We start from the raw sequence: 15527 nt of genomic DNA, 5'->3' as shown, positions 1-15527 counted from the left end.
CTCCGCCAAATCCAATACCGCGGCGACATCATCAACGGATGCCTCTCCGCGACCGGCCTCACACTCACGACACCACGCCTACAACCTCAGTAACCAGTCGGAACAACCACGGCGTACTTGGGCACTGCACGACCGAAGTGAACAAGAAAACGGCCTGTGGAATGAGCAGTTGCCCATTCTGTATTCGAGCCCAGCAGCATGCTCCTACCGCTACGGGAGGGTGGGGCGAACACGTCGCCGCGCCCCGTCGAGTAGCACTTCATGCGTGCTTCACCACACGAAAGACATCTGGAGGTTTCATGAACATGCCCCGAAGGAACACAGCCACCCGCGCCACGCTCGTTGGACTGGGCGCCACCCTGGCGGCCTTCTCCCAGGTCGCTCTCGCCTCGACGGCCCACGCGACGGGCACCTGGGACGAGAGCCGGGTCCGCATTCAGTCCGCCCGAGGGGACTGCCTCACCGCTGTTCCGCGTTCCACCAACCAGCTGGACACGGAAAGGTGCGACACGGACAACCTCCGCGGGAACTGGCGGATGGTCGACAATCGCGACGCGAACTTCCTGCTCAAGAACTGGTCCACCGGCGAGTGCCTGGATTCCGAAACGAACGTCTTGGGCGGGAAGGTCTACATGTCGGCCTGTGACCAGAACGACGGCGGCCAGGTGTGGAGGTACGACTGCTTCGAGGGAAGGCTGATGAACCTGGCCTCGACGACCTTCCTGACCCGGTTCACCTCAGGTGTGGTCGGCCATCAGCAACGCTCGACCTCGGACATCGGCAAGCAGGTCTGGAACATCGTCCCCCGACCGCACGCCTGCTGAAGTAGCTGTGGACCTTCTCTCCGACGGGTAGGCGGTCGTGCCCCGCGTACTGACGGGCGAGGTTCACCACCGGGACCCCGCAGTGCGGCGCGACGGCGCTGCTGGGAGGGCGGACGGTGGTCGGGGACACGCCTGGGAATTCATCCGGCAACGCGGCTCTGATGCGGGAAACGGTGTCCGGTCGCCCTCCAGCCCTCTGTCTGACAGCCCGGTCCCCGCTCCGCCCGGAGCGGGGACCGGGCCCGCTGCGTTTCTGCACGCATCGCGCAGCGCTGGGCCCGAAGGGCATGGTCACCAACGCGGCTGCCGCCCGGGAAGGCCGCCGTCGTCCGCGTGACGTGGTCGCCGCAGTCGCCGTCGGTGCTCCCACAGGGACAGACGGTCGAGAGTCGCCCCTGTTGCGAGCGCGGAGGCAGGTGAGTGTCTTCTGGCTCGGCGCAGGGGCGGGGAAGTGCAGGAGCAGGGTGTCGCGCGGAGACCGGTCCGCGAAGAGGTGCGGCGCGGCGAGAAGAGCTCGTTCACCGTGGAGGCGAGCAACCAGAATACCTGGGGGCAGTCCCGGTCGCGGGCCGGGAGGGGGGCGTGGCGGTAGTCGGTGGGTTTGCGGTGCTTGAGGCGGCCGTAGGTCTTGGTGGTCTGGTTGACCTGTTCGGTGATGCGGTAGACGTCGCTCGCGACGAGGTTGTTGAGGTTGACGGCGAAGGCTTCGCCGTTGCGTTCCATGGTGCGGATGAAGTTGTCGACGACCTTGTGGTCGAAGGTGCTCATCCGGCGGCTGCCGAGCGTCGGGAGGATGTGGTGCTCGAGGAGGGACTCCAGGGTGCGGAGGGAGGACTCGGCGAGGTCGCGCTGGCCGGCCTTCCATTCCGCGGTGTACTCGCGGAACTGCATCGCGCCGTACTTCTGGATGCGCTCGGCCTTGCTCTGGTTCCTGGGAGCCGCCTTCTTCTCCTGGTAGACCCTCGTGAGGCGGGCGATCGCCTTCTCCTGGGTGGAGAAGCCGGCCTCCTCGGTCTGCTTACCGGCCGCACTGCGGTAGCGGATCTTGTACTCGTGCGGGCACTTCGACCAGCGGGACTGGGCGTGCTCGCAGTCCTTGTAGAAGGTGCCCATGCCGTGGGCGAGTGACTTCGTTGCCATGCGGTGCGGGACCCCTCCGGCGCCAATGCTGACCTTTTGCTGACGCTGGAGGGCCTAATACGTTCCTGACCTGCATGAAGACGGATATCTCATGTTACGTTCTGGAACTGGATCGGACGGTCCCAAGAGGATATCGCGCAGGCCCGCGAGGACTGGATGCATGGGACGAGATTCGGCGAAGTGAAGGGGTATGACGGCCCTCCGCTTTCAGCTCCTGCCCTGCCCCCGACTCACCTCAAACCACGCGGCCGAGCGCGCTGACCTGCGATAATTTGAGATAGGCAGTCCTGCGGGGCGCGGGTCGCATGCCTTCCGGTTACTGAAGCCTCGGCGCTTCCGATCACGCCCCGCGCTTGCCCATTGATGGCGCGGGGCCTTCCCCTTCTGTGGGCGTCCGTGGGTGGGCGTGTGTCTCCCAATGCTGACTTTTCTGACGCTGCGTCAGGTGAGGCTTCGGGTAGGTGCAGACGTCGAATCGACTTCGTCGGCGATCGGCGCTTGCCTGGAAGTTGTTCCCGGCTACGCGCCGGTCGGGTCGCCCACTGCGCATCCCAAGGGCCTCGACCTCGCGCGGGAAGCCGCCGGATCGGGTGAACATCACCTGCGCGTCGTACAGCTCCCGGTGAGCCTGATTATGGTCCGGCCCATCAGCCTCGCCCCTGGACGGCCGCGGCCCCCTGGTGCAAGCTCGTGCGGCGGGGCTGACCACGTTCGGCTCCTCGCCCCTGCACGGCGGAGAACTCCTGCGCCTGGCCGCACCCGAACTCGCCGACTAGGGCGCGTATCGAGTCGTGATCAACGGGTGGTCCTGGTGAGGTCTTTGATCCAGATCATCGAGGCGTGCAGGTGGAGACTGGCGAGGTGGCTGTCTGGGGTTTTGATGCCCCTATGGATGTCAACCAACGTTCTCGGGGCGTCCGGGCTGGTTGGTCGGAGTGTTCGCTGGGGCGAGATGTCGGTAGATCTCTCTTGCGACGTAGCGTTTGAGGCAGCGGATGATCTCGCGGCGTGTCTTGCCTTCGGTCAGACGTCGTTGCAGGTAGTCGCGGGTTCGGTCGTCCCAGCGCAGGCGGCTGAGAACGATCCGGTAGAGGGCGGCGTTCGCTTGGCGGTCGCCGCCGCGGTTCAGCCTGCGGCGCTGTGTCTTGCCGGAGGACGCCTCAACCGGGCTGGTGCCGCATAAGGCTGCGAAGGACGCCTCGCTGGCGAGTCGCTCGGGGCTGTCGCCAGCCGAGATGAGCAGGGCGGCGGCGCTGTCCGGGCCGACGCCACGGACTTCCAGCAGGCCCGGCGTGCTGACTTCGACGGCCTCGGCTATCCGCTTGTTGAGATCGTCGATCTCCTCGGTCAGGTACCGGATGCGGCGGGCCAGCAGCCTCAAGGTGTGACGGGCGGCCCCGGCCGGCCCCCTCGCGTGCTGGGGATCGAGGTCGGCGCACCGCTTGAACAGGTGCGGGTTGCTCAGCCCGGCCAGCGACTCTCGGAGGGCGGAGTCGGCTGAGACCAGGACGCTCTTGAGCTGGTTGATCGCCTGGGTCCGGGACTTGATCGCGGATCCCTTCGCCAGCTTGAACAGCCGGAGCATCTCGACTGGACCGTCGCCGGTCTTCGCCGCGGCGGTGGCTCGTCCGGTCAGCACGGCGCGGGCTGCTGCCTCGGCGTCGATGGCGTCGGTCTTGCCGTGACGGCGTCGGGCGGCCTTGTCGGGCTGGTTGACCTCGGTCACCTCGATGCCTTCGGCGCGCAGGTGACGGGTCAGGGCGGCTCCGTATGAGCCGGTGCACTCGACGCCGGCCCGCCGCAGGACGCCGAATGACCGTGCCCAATCAAGGAGTTGCCGATAGCCGTCGGCGGTCGCGGGGAAGCTGCGGCCGTCCAGGGCGGCGCCGAGCACGGTGATGACGGCTGCGGCGTGGACGTCCTTGTGAGTGTCCACGCCGAGCAGGACGTTCTCGGCATCCGCCGGGACGTGGCATGGGGCGGTGGACTGCGTGATGCTGGTCAAGGTCGCCTGTCTCCTGATCGCCTCGGGAACCGGTGGCCGTCGCCGGGCCGGGGGCGGTCAAGACTGTGACGGTGCCTGTCGCGAAGGCCCCTATCGGGACACGTCCCCTGCCCGGCGGCAGCGAGTACCGCCCCGAGCAGTGGCCGACAGATCAAACTCAAGGCACCAGGGGCCAGTCGTATCGCGAGTCAGGCCACCGCCCAGAGCGGCACCCCAACATCCTCACAGTCGTATCGGGTGTCTCACCGTCCCAGTTCCGGCCTCCTGGTACGTCACGCTCTGGGCGGGTGAGGCACGTGGAGCCGACGTGAGCCGACCGGTGCACTGATGTCCGGGCGGGGACTCATGGGACATGGCCCGGCACCCGGCTCAGGTTCCGGGGAGGATGCGGCGCGTTTCGTAGGCCCACATCGCGATCTCGACCCGGTTGCGGGCGCCGAGTTTGGCCATCAGGCTGGCCAGATGCGTCTTCACCGTGCTGAGGCTGATGTGCAGTGCATCGGCGATCTCGGTGTTGGTCAGCCCGCGAGCGACGGCGAGGAGCACCTGCTCCTCGCGGGCGGTGATGGGGGAGACCGGCTGGGCCACGGGCCGGCCGGCGGGCAGGTCCGCGAATGCCTGGAGCAGACGGACGGTGACGCTGGGCGCGATGAGCGCCTCACCGTCGGACGCCGCCCGTACGGCCTGCGCCAGAAGGTCCGGTCCCGTGTCCTTGAGGAGGAATCCGCGGGCGCCGGCACGCAGTGAGCCGTAGACGTACTCGTCGAGGTCGAACGTGGTGATGACGACCACGGCCAGCGGGTCGGCGACGCCCGGGCCGGCGACCAGCCGGGTCGCCTCGAGCCCGTCGAGTACGGGCATGCGGATGTCGAACAGGCAGACGTCGGGGCGTAGTTCGCGGGCCAGACGTACCGCTTCCCGCCCGTCGGCGGCCTCGCCGACCACCTCGATGCCGGGCTGGGCGTTCAGCATGATCCGCAACCCGGTGCGGATGATCGTCTGGTCGTCAGCGACGAGGACGCGAATGGACACCGCTCTCGCTCCTCGCTCTCGGCAGTTCGGCTTCGACATGCCAGCCCCGGTCGGTACCCGGGCCGGCTCGTAGTGTGCCGCCGAGCAGGGTCGCGCGCTCGCGCAGTCCGGTAAGTCCGTATCCGTCGCGACCCCGGCCGGTGCGCCGGCCGTTGTCGCGCACGCTCACCCGTACCGTGTGCCGTTCCGCGGCGACCCGAACGACGAGCTCGGTCGCGTCGACCGCATGGCGCAGCGCGTTGGTCACCGACTCCTGCACGATCCGGTAGACGGCCGCGTCCACGGCCGGGGGCAGCGCGTCCAGTTCGCCGTCGAGCCCCAGGTCGACCCTGAGGCGACCACCCGGGGTGCGCACCAGGCGCTCCAGATCCGCGACTCCGGCAGGGGGCGCCAGCGCGGCGCCGACCCCGCGGTCGCGCAGCGCGGCGACCATGGCGCGCATTTCCTCCAGCGTGCGCGCCCCTTCCTCCTCGACCCCCTCCAGCGCCTCGACGGCGGCGGACGGGTCGGTGCCCGCGAGCACCCGGCCCGCCTGGGCGATGATCACCATGGCCGACACGTGGTGGGCCACCGTGTCGTGCAGTTCCCGGGCGAGCTGCTCGCGCTCGCGGGAGCGCACCTGGTCCAACTGCCGTTCGCGAGCGGTCACCCGGAACCGCACGGCAGCCCCGACCACGCCGGGCAGCAGCAGGAAGACGAAGCCCCCGACCTCTTCGACGACCGGGGTCTCGTACGTGACGGTCGCCAGGGTGCAGGCCGCGAGGATCACCGCGCCACCGAGCACAATCTCCCGTCCCGATCCCCACCGGGGCAGCGCGTACACCAGCACGAGCACGACCGCGCCGGTGTCCAGGCCGACGGGCTCGCGCGGTGCGGCGACGAGCGAGGCCACTTGAAGCAGGATCACCGAGCCGAACGCCAGCTTGACCATCGCCAGCGGGCGGGTCCGGCGCCACAGGGGCAGCAGGCACAGCCATACGGCGAACACCACCGCCACCGGCCGCCACACGACGTTCTCGCGCAGGGTGGCCTCCAGCGCCACACCGGCAAGGCCCGCGGCGAGCAGCGCCCAGTCCCGCCGCACCCGGGCGGGCGCGTCGGGCGGCCGGGGTTCGGTCCACAGGGTTCGCAGGTCGTCTCGGAGCACGGTTCTCAGCCTAGGGACCGCAGCGTGCCGCGCATCGGCCGAAAGGACGGGTCGTCACTCCGCCCTGGGGCCGAGGGATCCGCGGCCCGCGGGCCGATGCCGCGGAGCGCCGTGGCGACGAGCCTCGGCATCGGTGGCCGTACAAGGACGGCCAACGAGGTGGTTGGAGGACCCGATGCTCTCGAAAGCCCTGTTGCGTCTGGGCGCAAGCGCCGCCCGCCATCCCTGGCGGGTGATCGCGGCATGGCTGATCGCCGCCACGCTTGCCGTCCTCGCCGCGATCGCCTTCGGCGGGCGGACCGCGGACTCGATGACCGCTCCGGGGCTGGACTCCCAACGGGCCGCGGAACTGATCGAGCGGGCCGGCACCGGCCAGGAGGGAATGACCGCCCAAGTGGTCGTCACCCCCCTCGACGGCGGTGCGACGTTCTTCGACCACGGCAGCGCGCGCACCGCTCTCACGCGGCTGCAGACCGAGGTGAAGCGGCTGCCGCACGTGCTCGGCACGAGCGACCCGGCGGGGGCACTCGACGCACGCGGGGACACCGCCGTGCGCGGCGGCCTTGTCTCGGCCGACGGGCGGATCGCAGTCGTCCGGGTGCAGTATCCCGACCAGAGCCGGCTGTCGGCCGAAGACCTCGACGCCCTCGTCGATCTCGGCGACCGGCTGCGCGCCGAGCTGCCCCTGCGCATCGAGATGGGCGGGAACCTCTTCTACGTCTTCTCCGACCCCGACGGCGGCGCAAGCGAGCTGATCGGCATCCTCGCCGCGGCCGCGATCCTGTTCTTGGCGTTCGGTTCGCTCGTCGCCGCCGCGCTGCCGATCGGCATGGCGGTCTTCGGGCTGACCATCGGAGTTGCCACGATGACGGTACTGGCGGGGGTGACGGACGTCCCGACCTTCGCCCCCGTCCTGGGTAGCATGGTCGGGCTCGGAGTGGGCATCGACTACGCGCTGTTCGTGCTCGCCAGGCACCGGGAGTACCTCGCGCGCGGGCTCGATCCCCAGGAGGCGGCGGGGCGAGCGGTGGCCACGGCGGGGAGGCCCGTGGTCCTCGCCGGCGTCGTCGTCGTCGTATCGATCCTCGGCCTGGCGGTCGCGAACGTGCCGTTCATGACGGTGGGCGGGCTCGCCGTCTCGATCGTCGTTCTGACCATGGTGGTCGCGTCGGTGACGCTGCTGCCGGCCTTCCTCGGCGCGGCGGGCCCGCGCCTGGCCCGGGCCGGCCGGATCGGCCGGGCTCTGCAGACCAGGAAGCTGGGCCGACTCGCACGGCAGCGGGACCCGGCGGCAGGCGCCGCCCACGCCGCCGGGTGGCGTCGCTGGATCGGGCACGTCAGCCGGCACCCGGTGCCGTACGCGGTCGGCGCGGCGGGGCTGCTGCTGACCGCGACGCTGCCCGTGCTCGGCCTGCGCGTCGGCCTGCCCGACGACGGCTCACTGCCCCACAGCCGTACCGAGCGCCGGGCCTACGACCTCGTCGCCGAGGGGTTCGGCCCGGGCACCAACGGTCCCCTCGTCATCGCCGCGGACCCCACCGGTGATCCGGGAGTGCTGGACCGACTCGTCGCAACGGTCGCGGCGGATCCGGGCATCGCATCCGTCGCGCCGACGCACATCGATCGGGCCACCGGCATCGCGACCCTCGTGGTGTTCCCGACCACCAGCCCTCAGGACAAGGCCACGGCCGACACCATCGCCCGGCTGCGCACCGACGTGCTGCCCACGGCGATCGGGCACGGCCCGGCCAGGGCCCACGTCGGCGGCGCCACCGCGAGCCTGTCCGATGTGGGCCAACGCACCAGCCAACGCCTGCCGGTGCTCGTCGCCGCCGTGCTGGCGATGTCGTTCCTGCTGCTGATGCTGGTCTTCCGCTCGATACTCGTACCGCTCAAGGCGGTACTGCTGAACCTGCTGAGCATCGGCGCGGCCTACGGCATCATGGTCACCGTCTTCCAGTGGGGCTGGGGAGGCGCACTCATCGGGCTGGAAGCGACGGTTCCGATCGTGTCGTTCATCCCGATGTTCCTCTTCGCCATCCTGTTCGGCCTGTCGATGGACTACGAGGTGTTCCTCCTCTCCCGCGTACGCGAGGAGTACCTGCGCACCGGCGACAACGGCACGGCGATCGTTGAGGGCGTCTCGCGCACCGCCCGGATCATCACCTCGGCCGCCCTCATCATGGTGGCGGTCTTCCTGTCCTTCGCCGTCGCCGAGGACCCCTCCACCAAAATGTTCGGGCTCGGCCTGGCCACCGCGATCTTCATCGACGCCACGGTCGTACGCATGGTGCTGGTACCGGCGACCATGACACTCCTCGGCCGGACCAACTGGTGGCTGCCGAAGTGGCTAGACTGGATGCTTCCCCGCGGCCCGGTCGGCACCGACGACACCGACGCGGAATCCACGGGTGAGGCCCCCGCGTCCACGGCTGGTTGACCGTTGACTCAACTCCTGCCCGTCCTTGGCGTCCGGCACCTCAGCGCGTCACCTAGGGGCATATCGAGTCGTGATCATCGGGCGGTCCTGGTGAGGTCCTTGATCCAGATCATCGAGGCGCGCAGGTGGAGACCGGCGAGGTGGCTGTCGGGAGTCTTGTCGTATCGGGTGGCGATGCCTCGCCATGCTTTGAGCTTGTTGATCAGGCGTTCGACGGTATTCCGCTCCTTGTAGAGATCGGCGTCGTGGCTGACGGGTCGGCCACGGCCAGCCCGCCGACGACGAGCAAGATCGGCCGAGCCGCGCTCTCAGGGCGTACCTGCGGCACACCTGGCACACTCGCCCCTGGGCTCTGTCTGCCGCGGAGCAGCAATTGCGCGCTCACGCCAACAATCCGCCCGGTCGGCTGCGTCAGCGGCTCGGCGAGTTCTACCCGGTTCCGGACGTCGGCCTGCCCGAGGCCGAGATCCAGGGGTGGCTCCTGCTGACCGCCGACCACATCAAGCAGAGCATCGAGAGCGGCGAGGTCCCTCGCCCGTCGGGTCTGCCCGAGACCCGTTGGGAATGGCATGCACGTTTCCCCGAGCTCGGACAGTTCCTCGGCGGCTGGTTCTCGCAGGACATGCCAGACGAGTTCACCGACCACGAGGCGGCCGTCCGCGACTACGCCGACTCGACGGACCGCACTCTTGTGGCCCGCGTCGTCGGCGAGATCCGCGAGCTGCTCGCACTCGGACTGGACGAGGCCGACCACGCAGTCGCCGTGGCAGAACTGGGAATGGAGGTCGAACCGCCGGGAGACCACTCTCCGGGCAGCTGGCTCAGTGCCGTTGCCGATGAGCTGAGCGGCTTCCGGCCCAAGCACGAGTAGCCGGCTACTGCCGGTGGCGACGGCGGTCCCGTCAGGCCCGAGAACGGCGTACTGGGGTATGGACTCCAGCTCGACGACCGAGCCAAGGCGAGGTACTTCGACCCCACCCTCGATCAGCTGGTGGCGGAGGTCTAATAACGGGAGCTTCCTTCAGCCCATGGATCAACTCGCTGCGGACTCGGAGTCACTGATGCAGTTACTGAGCTTTGATGCGTGATGTCGCTGGGTCGACGTCTTGAACTGCGAAGACGAGGGTTCGCCGCGCGGCATCATGCGAAGATCACCAGCAACGGGCACTCCCGCATTGGTCGTGAGGCGTGTTGGCCTGGCTCCTGAGGGAAGGGCCCGCTTCGCGGAGCTGCGCTAGTAGTAGCCCTTCGTGCCGTCGAGTAGCTCCCGGACGATGTCCGCGTGCCCCGCGTGTCGCCCCGTCTCCTCGACGAGGTGGATCAGTATCCAGCGGAGGTTGGCGCTGCCGTCGCGGAAGTCGGGGTGGCGGCCGACGTCGTCCAGGTCGGCCGCGGCAATGATCTCGTTGCTGCGGGCGCACTGGGCCTCGTACTCCGCGAGGAGCTCTGCGAGGGGGCTGCCGTCGGTGCGCCAGTCGGCGTTCTTGCTTGACTCGTCGAATGCGGGGTTCTGCTTCTTGTCGCCGCCGAGGAACAGCACTTCCAGCCATATGTGCTCGGTCCAGCGCATGTGGGAGATGAGACCGGCCATCGTCATGGCCGGTGAGGTCGGGATGACCGGGCGGCGCCCGTCCTCGTCGCTCAGCCCTTTGCATTTCCAGCGCAGGATCTGCCGCTGCAGGTCCAGCCAGCCGATGAGTGCGGTGCGTTCGTCCGCTTGGAGCGGGGGGCGTTCCAGTTCCGATGACATGCCGGCGCACGCTACCAGGGCGGTCGGGAGGGGGCACCTGGATGACGGGCTCTTCCGCGACTTACGATCTTGGTCACGATTGGGGACATCGGAGTGTTACTGGTGATCTTCGCATGATGCCGCGGGGCGGGCCCTCCTCTTCGCAGTTCAAGGCATCGACCCAGCGACATCACGCATCAAACCTCAGTGACAGGCCAGAGCATGCACGGTCCGATTTCCCACGGCGGACAGCTGAGCTCGGTTGCAATGAGGACGAGTTCATCCAGAAGGCACGCCACGGCTATACCCGGTCGCGGCCAGCAGCCGCCCCTGGCAATGAGGTCCGGCCGGTGAGGCCGGACAACCAGGTGCCGCTGCGCAGTCTTTTGCCGCTGCGCCGCACCCACGGCTACGGCCTCTTCCTCCGGGAGCCTGTTGGACCAGATCGTCGACGCCGCCGTGGACGGCTGAGGTCGGTCCCCGGAAGCCGCAGGTGAGGCTGTCAGCAGCACGCCGTGCGTCAGAAGCTGTCGTCGGGCAGACGCCGCGTGGCGTACGAGACGACGTCCGTCGCTGCTACGCCGCCGCCCTGAAGGCCAATTGTGATCAGATCCTCAGCCGTGTACCGGGCAGAGGTGGGAAGCCCAGCCAGAACCACTTCTTCTGTGGTTGCCAGGTGCAGCTGGCGCAGCTCGCACCGTAGCCCCTCGGCCGCCAGTTCCATGTCGAACAGCAGGGCAGTGGTGGGGGCTCGCAGGAACAGGGCAGCCGCTTCGGTCCGGCAGGCCGGGCATCTCGTCAGCGCCTGGAACAGGGGGCCGCCCGCCCGGTCGACCTCCACGACCACGAGCCCGCGCTGCACGACGAGCGAGGCCAAGTGGTCCGGAGTCCCCTCCGGCATGTCCGCGAATCTGGCCCGGGCCCGCAATGACGCCTGCTGTAGACGAAGCCGGACGTCCTTTTGTAGCCGGTCGGCACGGTCATCGAGCGCCACTCGCACCAGGTCGGACCACGGGCCCCAGAACTCTGCGCGGTCCAGATCCATGTGGTCGAGCAGCAGACAGACCGCCCTGACGAACGGCTCCAGGAAGCCCTCCGGCACGCTGGTGCCCAGGTGCGCGACACCGTTACGGAACTGGATGAGGGTATCCAGTTCCTCGTCTTTCAACGGGAGCACGTCCATCTTCCGCAGTCGGTCGATGGCTCCCCGGGCGCCGACTGTGCGGAACTTCTTGGGCAAGGTCGTAGCGCCGGCCAGGTGTAGCAGAGCATCGTCTTGTCGGCGGGACAGTTCCACGAGCAGCACCGGGTTCACCCGGGCAAGCGCGGCCTTGGCCAAGCGCTCGATGCTGACTCCCGCCCGCCTCCAGCAAGAAGACCTCGGTCTCCCCGCGGGCATGCGCGTCCAGGGCCAGGCGTGCGAAGTTCCGTGCGCCAGAGGCCGGATACTCGAACGAGATGGGTGACTCCATGCCCGGACGATAGGTCAGCGCGCCCGGCAGGCGGGCTGCGGGGCGCGGACTGGTCGCCGGTGGGTCAGGGGCAGGTCTCTTCGGTCTTGGCGACGGTGAAGGAGACCGGCTGGCCGCTGAGCGCGGTCCCGGGCTTCGGATCCTGGCTGCACACCTTCCAGTTCGACTCCTGGAGCACCATGCGGCTCTGCACCGCGTCCTTCACGGTGATGCTCGCGTTGGACGGCAGGGCGCCTCGTACAGCCTTCATGCCCTGGCCGACGAAGTTCGGCATGGTGTCGCCGGCGGGCTTGGGGGCGGGGGCGTCGGTGGCCGGACAGGTCTCCTCCAGCTTGACTGCGCCGAAGTCGACGCTTGTGCCGGTGTCGATGCTCGCGCCGGCGGCGGGGGTCTGGGAGCAGACTTTCCAGTTCCGGTCGAGGGCCTGGAGCCTGTCGCGGCCGAGGGCGTCGTGGGACTTGAGGGCGTAGAACCCGGCGGCCTGCGCCTCGTCCTGGGCGGTCTGGAGGCCCTTGCCGACGAAGTTCGGGAGCGTGGCGGTCTTTGTGGCCGGCGCGGCGATGGAGGGCGCGGACGAGGCACCAGGGGCCGCTGCGCTCGGCGCTGCGGGCTTCCCGTTGCTGGAGGTCTGGGGGGTGCAGGCGGTGAGGGCGAGGGCGGTGGCAGCGGCGGTGGTGAGCAGGGTGATCGTGTGGTGTGTGCGCATCGCGCCATGTTCGCCGGGGCTGGGTGCCTGTGGGGTGTCTCGACGGTTTCGACGGTCATTGATTTCGGCCTTTCGTTGCTGGCTTGGCGATGTTCTGGCTCATGGAGGTCGAACCCGCACCCGGATCGGGAAACGAGGGGTCCGGCTCGGCCTCCCCGATCCAGCCCGCGTCCGCCCGGGGTGCGATGGTGCACCCCGGGCACTGCAGGCTGTACGGGATGCTCATGACGAGGAGTACGGCGCCGTCACGCGCTGGTGGCACGACGGCAGCGCGTCGAGCCTCCGGCCGTGCCCGGTCATGTCCCGCCGCGCCCCGGTGACGATCCGCTGACCGACCGGCCGCGGGCGCTCGAACCGACAGCCCTGCTCCTGCGTGATCCGCGTGCTGAGGCCGGTCAGGCCCTGTGTGTGGCGGCCGTGCTCCGGGCTGGTCTTCAGCGTGCAGTTGAGGAACTGTGCACGCGGTTCGTCATGGCTCATACCCCTCAGTGCCGTAGCCGCGCCGAACGTTACAACTGACCTTCGGATGGTTCATGTTCGGTGGCTGCACCTCGGGCGGCGGGCGCCAGAGGGTATTGCGGAGGGGTACGTTCGCAGCCTCCTGGATCGCCGAACAGATCGACGCCCCCGCCCGCGGCACCACGAACTCGCACCGCTGACGACAGGGATGAACGCCATGGGCATCAACCTGGATACGGCCGTTCACGGCTCCCGGCAGCTGTTCGACGATGCCCGTGCTCGCGAGGCAGAGGTGATGATCGCATGACAACCAAGAGCACCCGACAGGAGAGATCACGACCAGCGCAGCGCTGAGCGGGAGTGACCTGCGGATGTGAATCGTCGACGGCCTGGCGATCCGCCACGTGGATACCGGCGAACAGCCGGGGCCGGCGCTCCTCATGACGAGCCCGTGGCCGGAGAGCCTCCTCGCGTTCCGCCGTATCTGGCCGCCCCTGGCGCCACTGGGTCGGCTGGTGGCCGTCGACCTGCCCGGGTTCGCCACTCGGAGGGGCGTACCGAGCTCTTCGCCCCCTCGGCGATGGGCGACTTCTTGCACGCCCTGATCGGCGAATGGGGCCTGGGCACCCCGCATGTGCCGGGCCTGGACGTCGGCACCGGCGCGGCGCTGTTCCTGGCCGCCCGCCACCCGGAGTCGGTGGCATCGGTCATTGTCGGCAGCGGCGGGGCGGCGTATCCGCTCGACGTGTCCTGCGCACTCGCGGACATCATCGCGGCACCGGACCTCGGCTCCTCCAAGGCTTCGACGCCCGCGCGTCGGTCGGCACGGCGCCGGAAGCGGGGGCGCCAAAGCGCGAGGAGCCCGAAGTGTGGGAGGACTACGTGTCCGCCTACGAGGGCGGTCGCTTCGCCGAGTCGGCGCGTTACGTCCGCGCGTAGCCCGCGGAACTCCCACGCCTCGGGGACCTGTTGCCGTCGATCACGACACCGGTGCTGGTGATGAACGCCGAGCACGACGATCCGGTACCGCCGTCCAACGGCGTCTACCTGCACGACCGGCTCCCGAACAGCCGCCTCGTCTCCTTCGACTCCGGTCACTTCCCCTGGGAGCAGGCCGCCGCCGCATACGGCGCGACCGTCGCCCGGTGGCTCAACGGAGAGCACGCCAAGGTGGCGGACGAATGAAGGCCCGGCAGGCGAGGGGAATTCGCCTGCACGGCAAGCGGGGTTTCCAGGCAGGTGCGAAGCCGACCCTCTACTTCGTGGACTGGACCCCCGACAAGATGCCCCTGCTGATGGAGGGGATCGACCGGGCGGCCGCGAAGCTGGGCGCCGCACCGGTCCCGCCGGCCTCGCTGCTGGGCGTCGCGGCACTGGACGTACCCGAGCACCTGGTCGAAATCGAAGCCACCGCCGTCATCGACCGAACACAAGTGCCGCGCTCCGGGTTGGTTCTCGGTCTCGGCCCTCCTGGTCGGCCCCTCTCGCCGAAGTGCTCCAGGCTCTTGGAGGGGCTTCGCCCCGGCTCGGCAGGGTGCGAGCCGGGGCGGCGGGGGCGAGGTCAGCCGGTGGCGCGGGCGGCCTGCTCGATGAGGCGGGCCGTGGCGCGCGGGTGGCTGATCATGGCGACGTGGGACGCTCCCCGTGCCTCGACGACGTGGCGGGCACGTGCCCGGTCGTAGAAGAAGCGCTGGAGGGCGGGTGGAATGGCCTTGTCGGTGTCGGCGACCAGTCCCCAGGAGGGGATGGTGCGCCAGGCGACGGCGGCTGTGGTGTCGGTGAAGCAGGTGGCGCTGAAGGGCCGTTGGGTGGCCTGCATGAGCCGGGTGTCGGGGGTGGGGTGCGGAGGCGCGCGCGTGTCGTCAGGAGGGTGTGCTGGGGCCGTGTGCGGCCTGGGCGATGACGGCGGCCACGACGGCCGGGCGGGAGACGTAGACCGCGTGGCTGCCGGGGGTCTCGGTGACGGTCGCACCGGCCCGCTCGGACATGGCGCGCTGAGCGGCCGGAGGGATCATGCGGTCGTCGGTGGCGACCAGGTACCACGACGGCTTGGTCTGCCAGGCCGGTTCGGAGACCGCCCCTTCGAGGGCGTCGACGCCCCAGGGGACCTGGGAGTCGGCCATGAACGCGGCCGTCGATTCGGGGACGTCGGCGGCGAAGGAGGCCGCGAACCTGTCCCGGTCCAGGAACAGGTAGCCGTCCGTGGGCGGCAGGATCGGCGGGACCGGTGCACCGGGCGCCGGGTCGGCGATCAGGGAGCTGACCGATTCGCCCTTGTCCGGTGCGAACGCGGCGATGTAGGCGAGCGCGGCGACGTGCGGGTGGTTGCCGGCCTCGGTGATGACGACTCCGCCGTAGGAGTGGCCGACCAGTACGGCCGGGCCGTCGAGGCCGTCGAGGACCTGCTGGGTGGCGGCTACGTCGCCGGCCAGCGAGAGGGTCGGGTTCTGGACGACGGCGACGTGGTAGCCGTCGGCGGTCAGGTGGTCGTAGACCCCCTGCCAGCCCGATCCGTCCACGAAGCCGCCGTGCACGAGCACGATGTTCTTGATGGTTGCCATGATCGTCTCCGG

13 protein-coding genes and 4 pseudogenes are annotated in these 15527 nt (G+C 69.3%); 6 read left to right on the top strand and 11 right to left on the bottom strand.

Features of this window, described 5'->3' with window-relative positions:
* The first annotated feature begins 299 nt into the window (after window positions 1–299).
* Window positions 300–824, top strand: coding sequence for a ricin-type beta-trefoil lectin domain protein (locus tag ACFY04_RS37405; protein ID WP_381744971.1), 525 nt, complete (start codon window positions 300–302; stop codon window positions 822–824).
* Between the two features lie 291 nt (window positions 825–1115).
* On the opposite strand, the gene ACFY04_RS37400 is transcribed toward ACFY04_RS37405, so the two are convergent.
* A complete protein-coding gene (locus tag ACFY04_RS37400; RefSeq protein WP_389124207.1) occupies window positions 1116–1964 on the bottom strand; it encodes a hypothetical protein in 849 nt (282 codons plus the stop codon).
* A gap of 93 nt (window positions 1965–2057) precedes the next feature.
* Between ACFY04_RS37400 and ACFY04_RS37395 the strand changes: the two are divergent.
* Window positions 2058–2225, top strand: a pseudogene (locus tag ACFY04_RS37395) (pirin family protein); the annotation flags it as partial.
* Window positions 2226–2859: 634 nt separating this feature from the next.
* Here the strand turns inward: ACFY04_RS37395 and ACFY04_RS37390 are convergent.
* From ACFY04_RS37390 to ACFY04_RS37380, 3 genes are all read right to left on the bottom strand, one after another.
* Window positions 2860–3969, bottom strand: a complete 1110-nt coding sequence (locus tag ACFY04_RS37390; RefSeq protein WP_389124205.1) for an IS110 family transposase — start codon at window positions 3967–3969, stop codon at window positions 2860–2862.
* Between the two features lie 369 nt (window positions 3970–4338).
* On the bottom strand, window positions 4339–5001 hold the full coding sequence (locus ACFY04_RS37385) for a response regulator (protein ID WP_389124202.1): 663 nt from the start codon (window positions 4999–5001) through the stop codon (window positions 4339–4341).
* On the bottom strand, window positions 4976–6148 hold the full coding sequence (locus ACFY04_RS37380; RefSeq protein ID WP_389124199.1) for a sensor histidine kinase: 1173 nt from the start codon (window positions 6146–6148) through the stop codon (window positions 4976–4978). Before ACFY04_RS37380 ends, ACFY04_RS37385 begins: the two co-directional genes overlap by 26 nt.
* A gap of 175 nt (window positions 6149–6323) precedes the next feature.
* On the opposite strand from ACFY04_RS37380, the gene ACFY04_RS37375 reads away from it, so the two are divergent.
* Window positions 6324–8588: an MMPL family transporter gene (locus ACFY04_RS37375; RefSeq protein WP_389124198.1), complete on the top strand. Its 2265-nt coding sequence runs from the start codon at window positions 6324–6326 to the stop codon at window positions 8586–8588.
* Between the two features lie 74 nt (window positions 8589–8662).
* On the opposite strand, the pseudogene ACFY04_RS37370 reads toward ACFY04_RS37375, so the two are convergent.
* A pseudogene (locus tag ACFY04_RS37370) lies at window positions 8663–8860 on the bottom strand (hypothetical protein); the annotation flags it as partial.
* Between ACFY04_RS37370 and ACFY04_RS37365 the strand changes: the two are divergent.
* Window positions 8854–9459: pseudogene (locus ACFY04_RS37365) on the top strand (contact-dependent growth inhibition system immunity protein); the annotation flags it as partial. The pseudogenes ACFY04_RS37370 and ACFY04_RS37365 overlap by 7 nt on opposite strands.
* Window positions 9460–9822: 363 nt before the next feature.
* On the opposite strand, the gene ACFY04_RS37360 reads toward ACFY04_RS37365, so the two are convergent.
* From ACFY04_RS37360 to ACFY04_RS37345, 4 genes are all read right to left on the bottom strand, one after another.
* Window positions 9823–10338, bottom strand: a complete 516-nt coding sequence (locus tag ACFY04_RS37360; RefSeq protein WP_389124196.1) for a DinB family protein — start codon at window positions 10336–10338, stop codon at window positions 9823–9825.
* A gap of 499 nt (window positions 10339–10837) precedes the next feature.
* On the bottom strand, window positions 10838–11656 hold the full coding sequence (locus ACFY04_RS37355) for a hypothetical protein (protein ID WP_389124193.1): 819 nt from the start codon (window positions 11654–11656) through the stop codon (window positions 10838–10840).
* Between the two features lie 197 nt (window positions 11657–11853).
* Window positions 11854–12495 (bottom strand): hypothetical protein, encoded by a 642-nt coding sequence (locus ACFY04_RS37350; protein WP_389124192.1) that lies wholly within the window; start codon window positions 12493–12495, stop codon window positions 11854–11856.
* A gap of 222 nt (window positions 12496–12717) precedes the next feature.
* Window positions 12718–12975 carry a hypothetical protein gene (locus ACFY04_RS37345; RefSeq protein ID WP_389124191.1) on the bottom strand — a complete coding sequence of 86 codons (258 nt, stop codon included), beginning with the start codon at window positions 12973–12975 and terminating at the stop codon, window positions 12718–12720.
* Between the two features lie 978 nt (window positions 12976–13953).
* Between ACFY04_RS37345 and ACFY04_RS37340 the strand changes: the two genes are divergently transcribed.
* Together ACFY04_RS37340 and ACFY04_RS37335 are read left to right on the top strand one after the other, a co-directional pair.
* Window positions 13954–14139 (top strand): alpha/beta fold hydrolase, encoded by a 186-nt coding sequence (locus ACFY04_RS37340; RefSeq protein ID WP_389124189.1) that lies wholly within the window; start codon window positions 13954–13956, stop codon window positions 14137–14139.
* 44 nt (window positions 14140–14183) lie between these two features.
* A pseudogene (locus ACFY04_RS37335) lies at window positions 14184–14378 on the top strand (RidA family protein); the annotation flags it as partial.
* 137 nt (window positions 14379–14515) lie between these two features.
* Here ACFY04_RS37335 and ACFY04_RS37330 read toward each other — a convergent pair.
* Together ACFY04_RS37330 and ACFY04_RS37325 are read right to left on the bottom strand one after the other, a co-directional pair.
* Window positions 14516–14926, bottom strand: coding sequence for an alpha/beta fold hydrolase (locus tag ACFY04_RS37330; protein ID WP_389124187.1), 411 nt, complete (start codon window positions 14924–14926; stop codon window positions 14516–14518).
* Entirely contained in the window at window positions 14817–15515 is a 699-nt protein-coding gene (locus ACFY04_RS37325; protein WP_389124184.1) for an alpha/beta fold hydrolase, read from the bottom strand. The genes ACFY04_RS37330 and ACFY04_RS37325 overlap by 110 nt, the downstream gene beginning before the upstream one ends.
* Window positions 15516–15527 lie beyond the last annotated feature (12 nt).

The sequence above is a fragment of the Streptomyces sp. NPDC001549 genome (assembly GCF_042894025.1).
GTDB classification, from domain to species: domain Bacteria; phylum Actinomycetota; class Actinomycetes; order Streptomycetales; family Streptomycetaceae; genus Streptomyces; species Streptomyces kutzneri.
The sequence above is the reverse complement of the archived record's forward strand: the minus strand, read 5'-3'. Positions and strand labels throughout refer to the sequence as shown.

Coding starts and splice junctions, on each gene's coding strand:
- ACFY04_RS37405 (WP_381744971.1), top strand. CDS start 300: ATGAACATGCCCCGAAGGAACACAGCCACCCGCGCCACGCTCGTTGGA.
- ACFY04_RS37360 (WP_389124196.1), bottom strand. CDS start 10,338: ATGTCATCGGAACTGGAACGCCCCCCGCTCCAAGCGGACGAACGCACC.
- ACFY04_RS37340 (WP_389124189.1), top strand. CDS start 13,954: ATGAACGCCGAGCACGACGATCCGGTACCGCCGTCCAACGGCGTCTAC.
- ACFY04_RS37345 (WP_389124191.1), bottom strand. CDS start 12,975: ATGAGCCATGACGAACCGCGTGCACAGTTCCTCAACTGCACGCTGAAG.
- ACFY04_RS37400 (WP_389124207.1), bottom strand. CDS start 1,964: ATGGCAACGAAGTCACTCGCCCACGGCATGGGCACCTTCTACAAGGAC.
- ACFY04_RS37325 (WP_389124184.1), bottom strand. CDS start 15,515: ATGGCAACCATCAAGAACATCGTGCTCGTGCACGGCGGCTTCGTGGAC.
- ACFY04_RS37375 (WP_389124198.1), top strand. CDS start 6,324: ATGCTCTCGAAAGCCCTGTTGCGTCTGGGCGCAAGCGCCGCCCGCCAT.
- ACFY04_RS37350 (WP_389124192.1), bottom strand. CDS start 12,495: ATGCGCACACACCACACGATCACCCTGCTCACCACCGCCGCTGCCACC.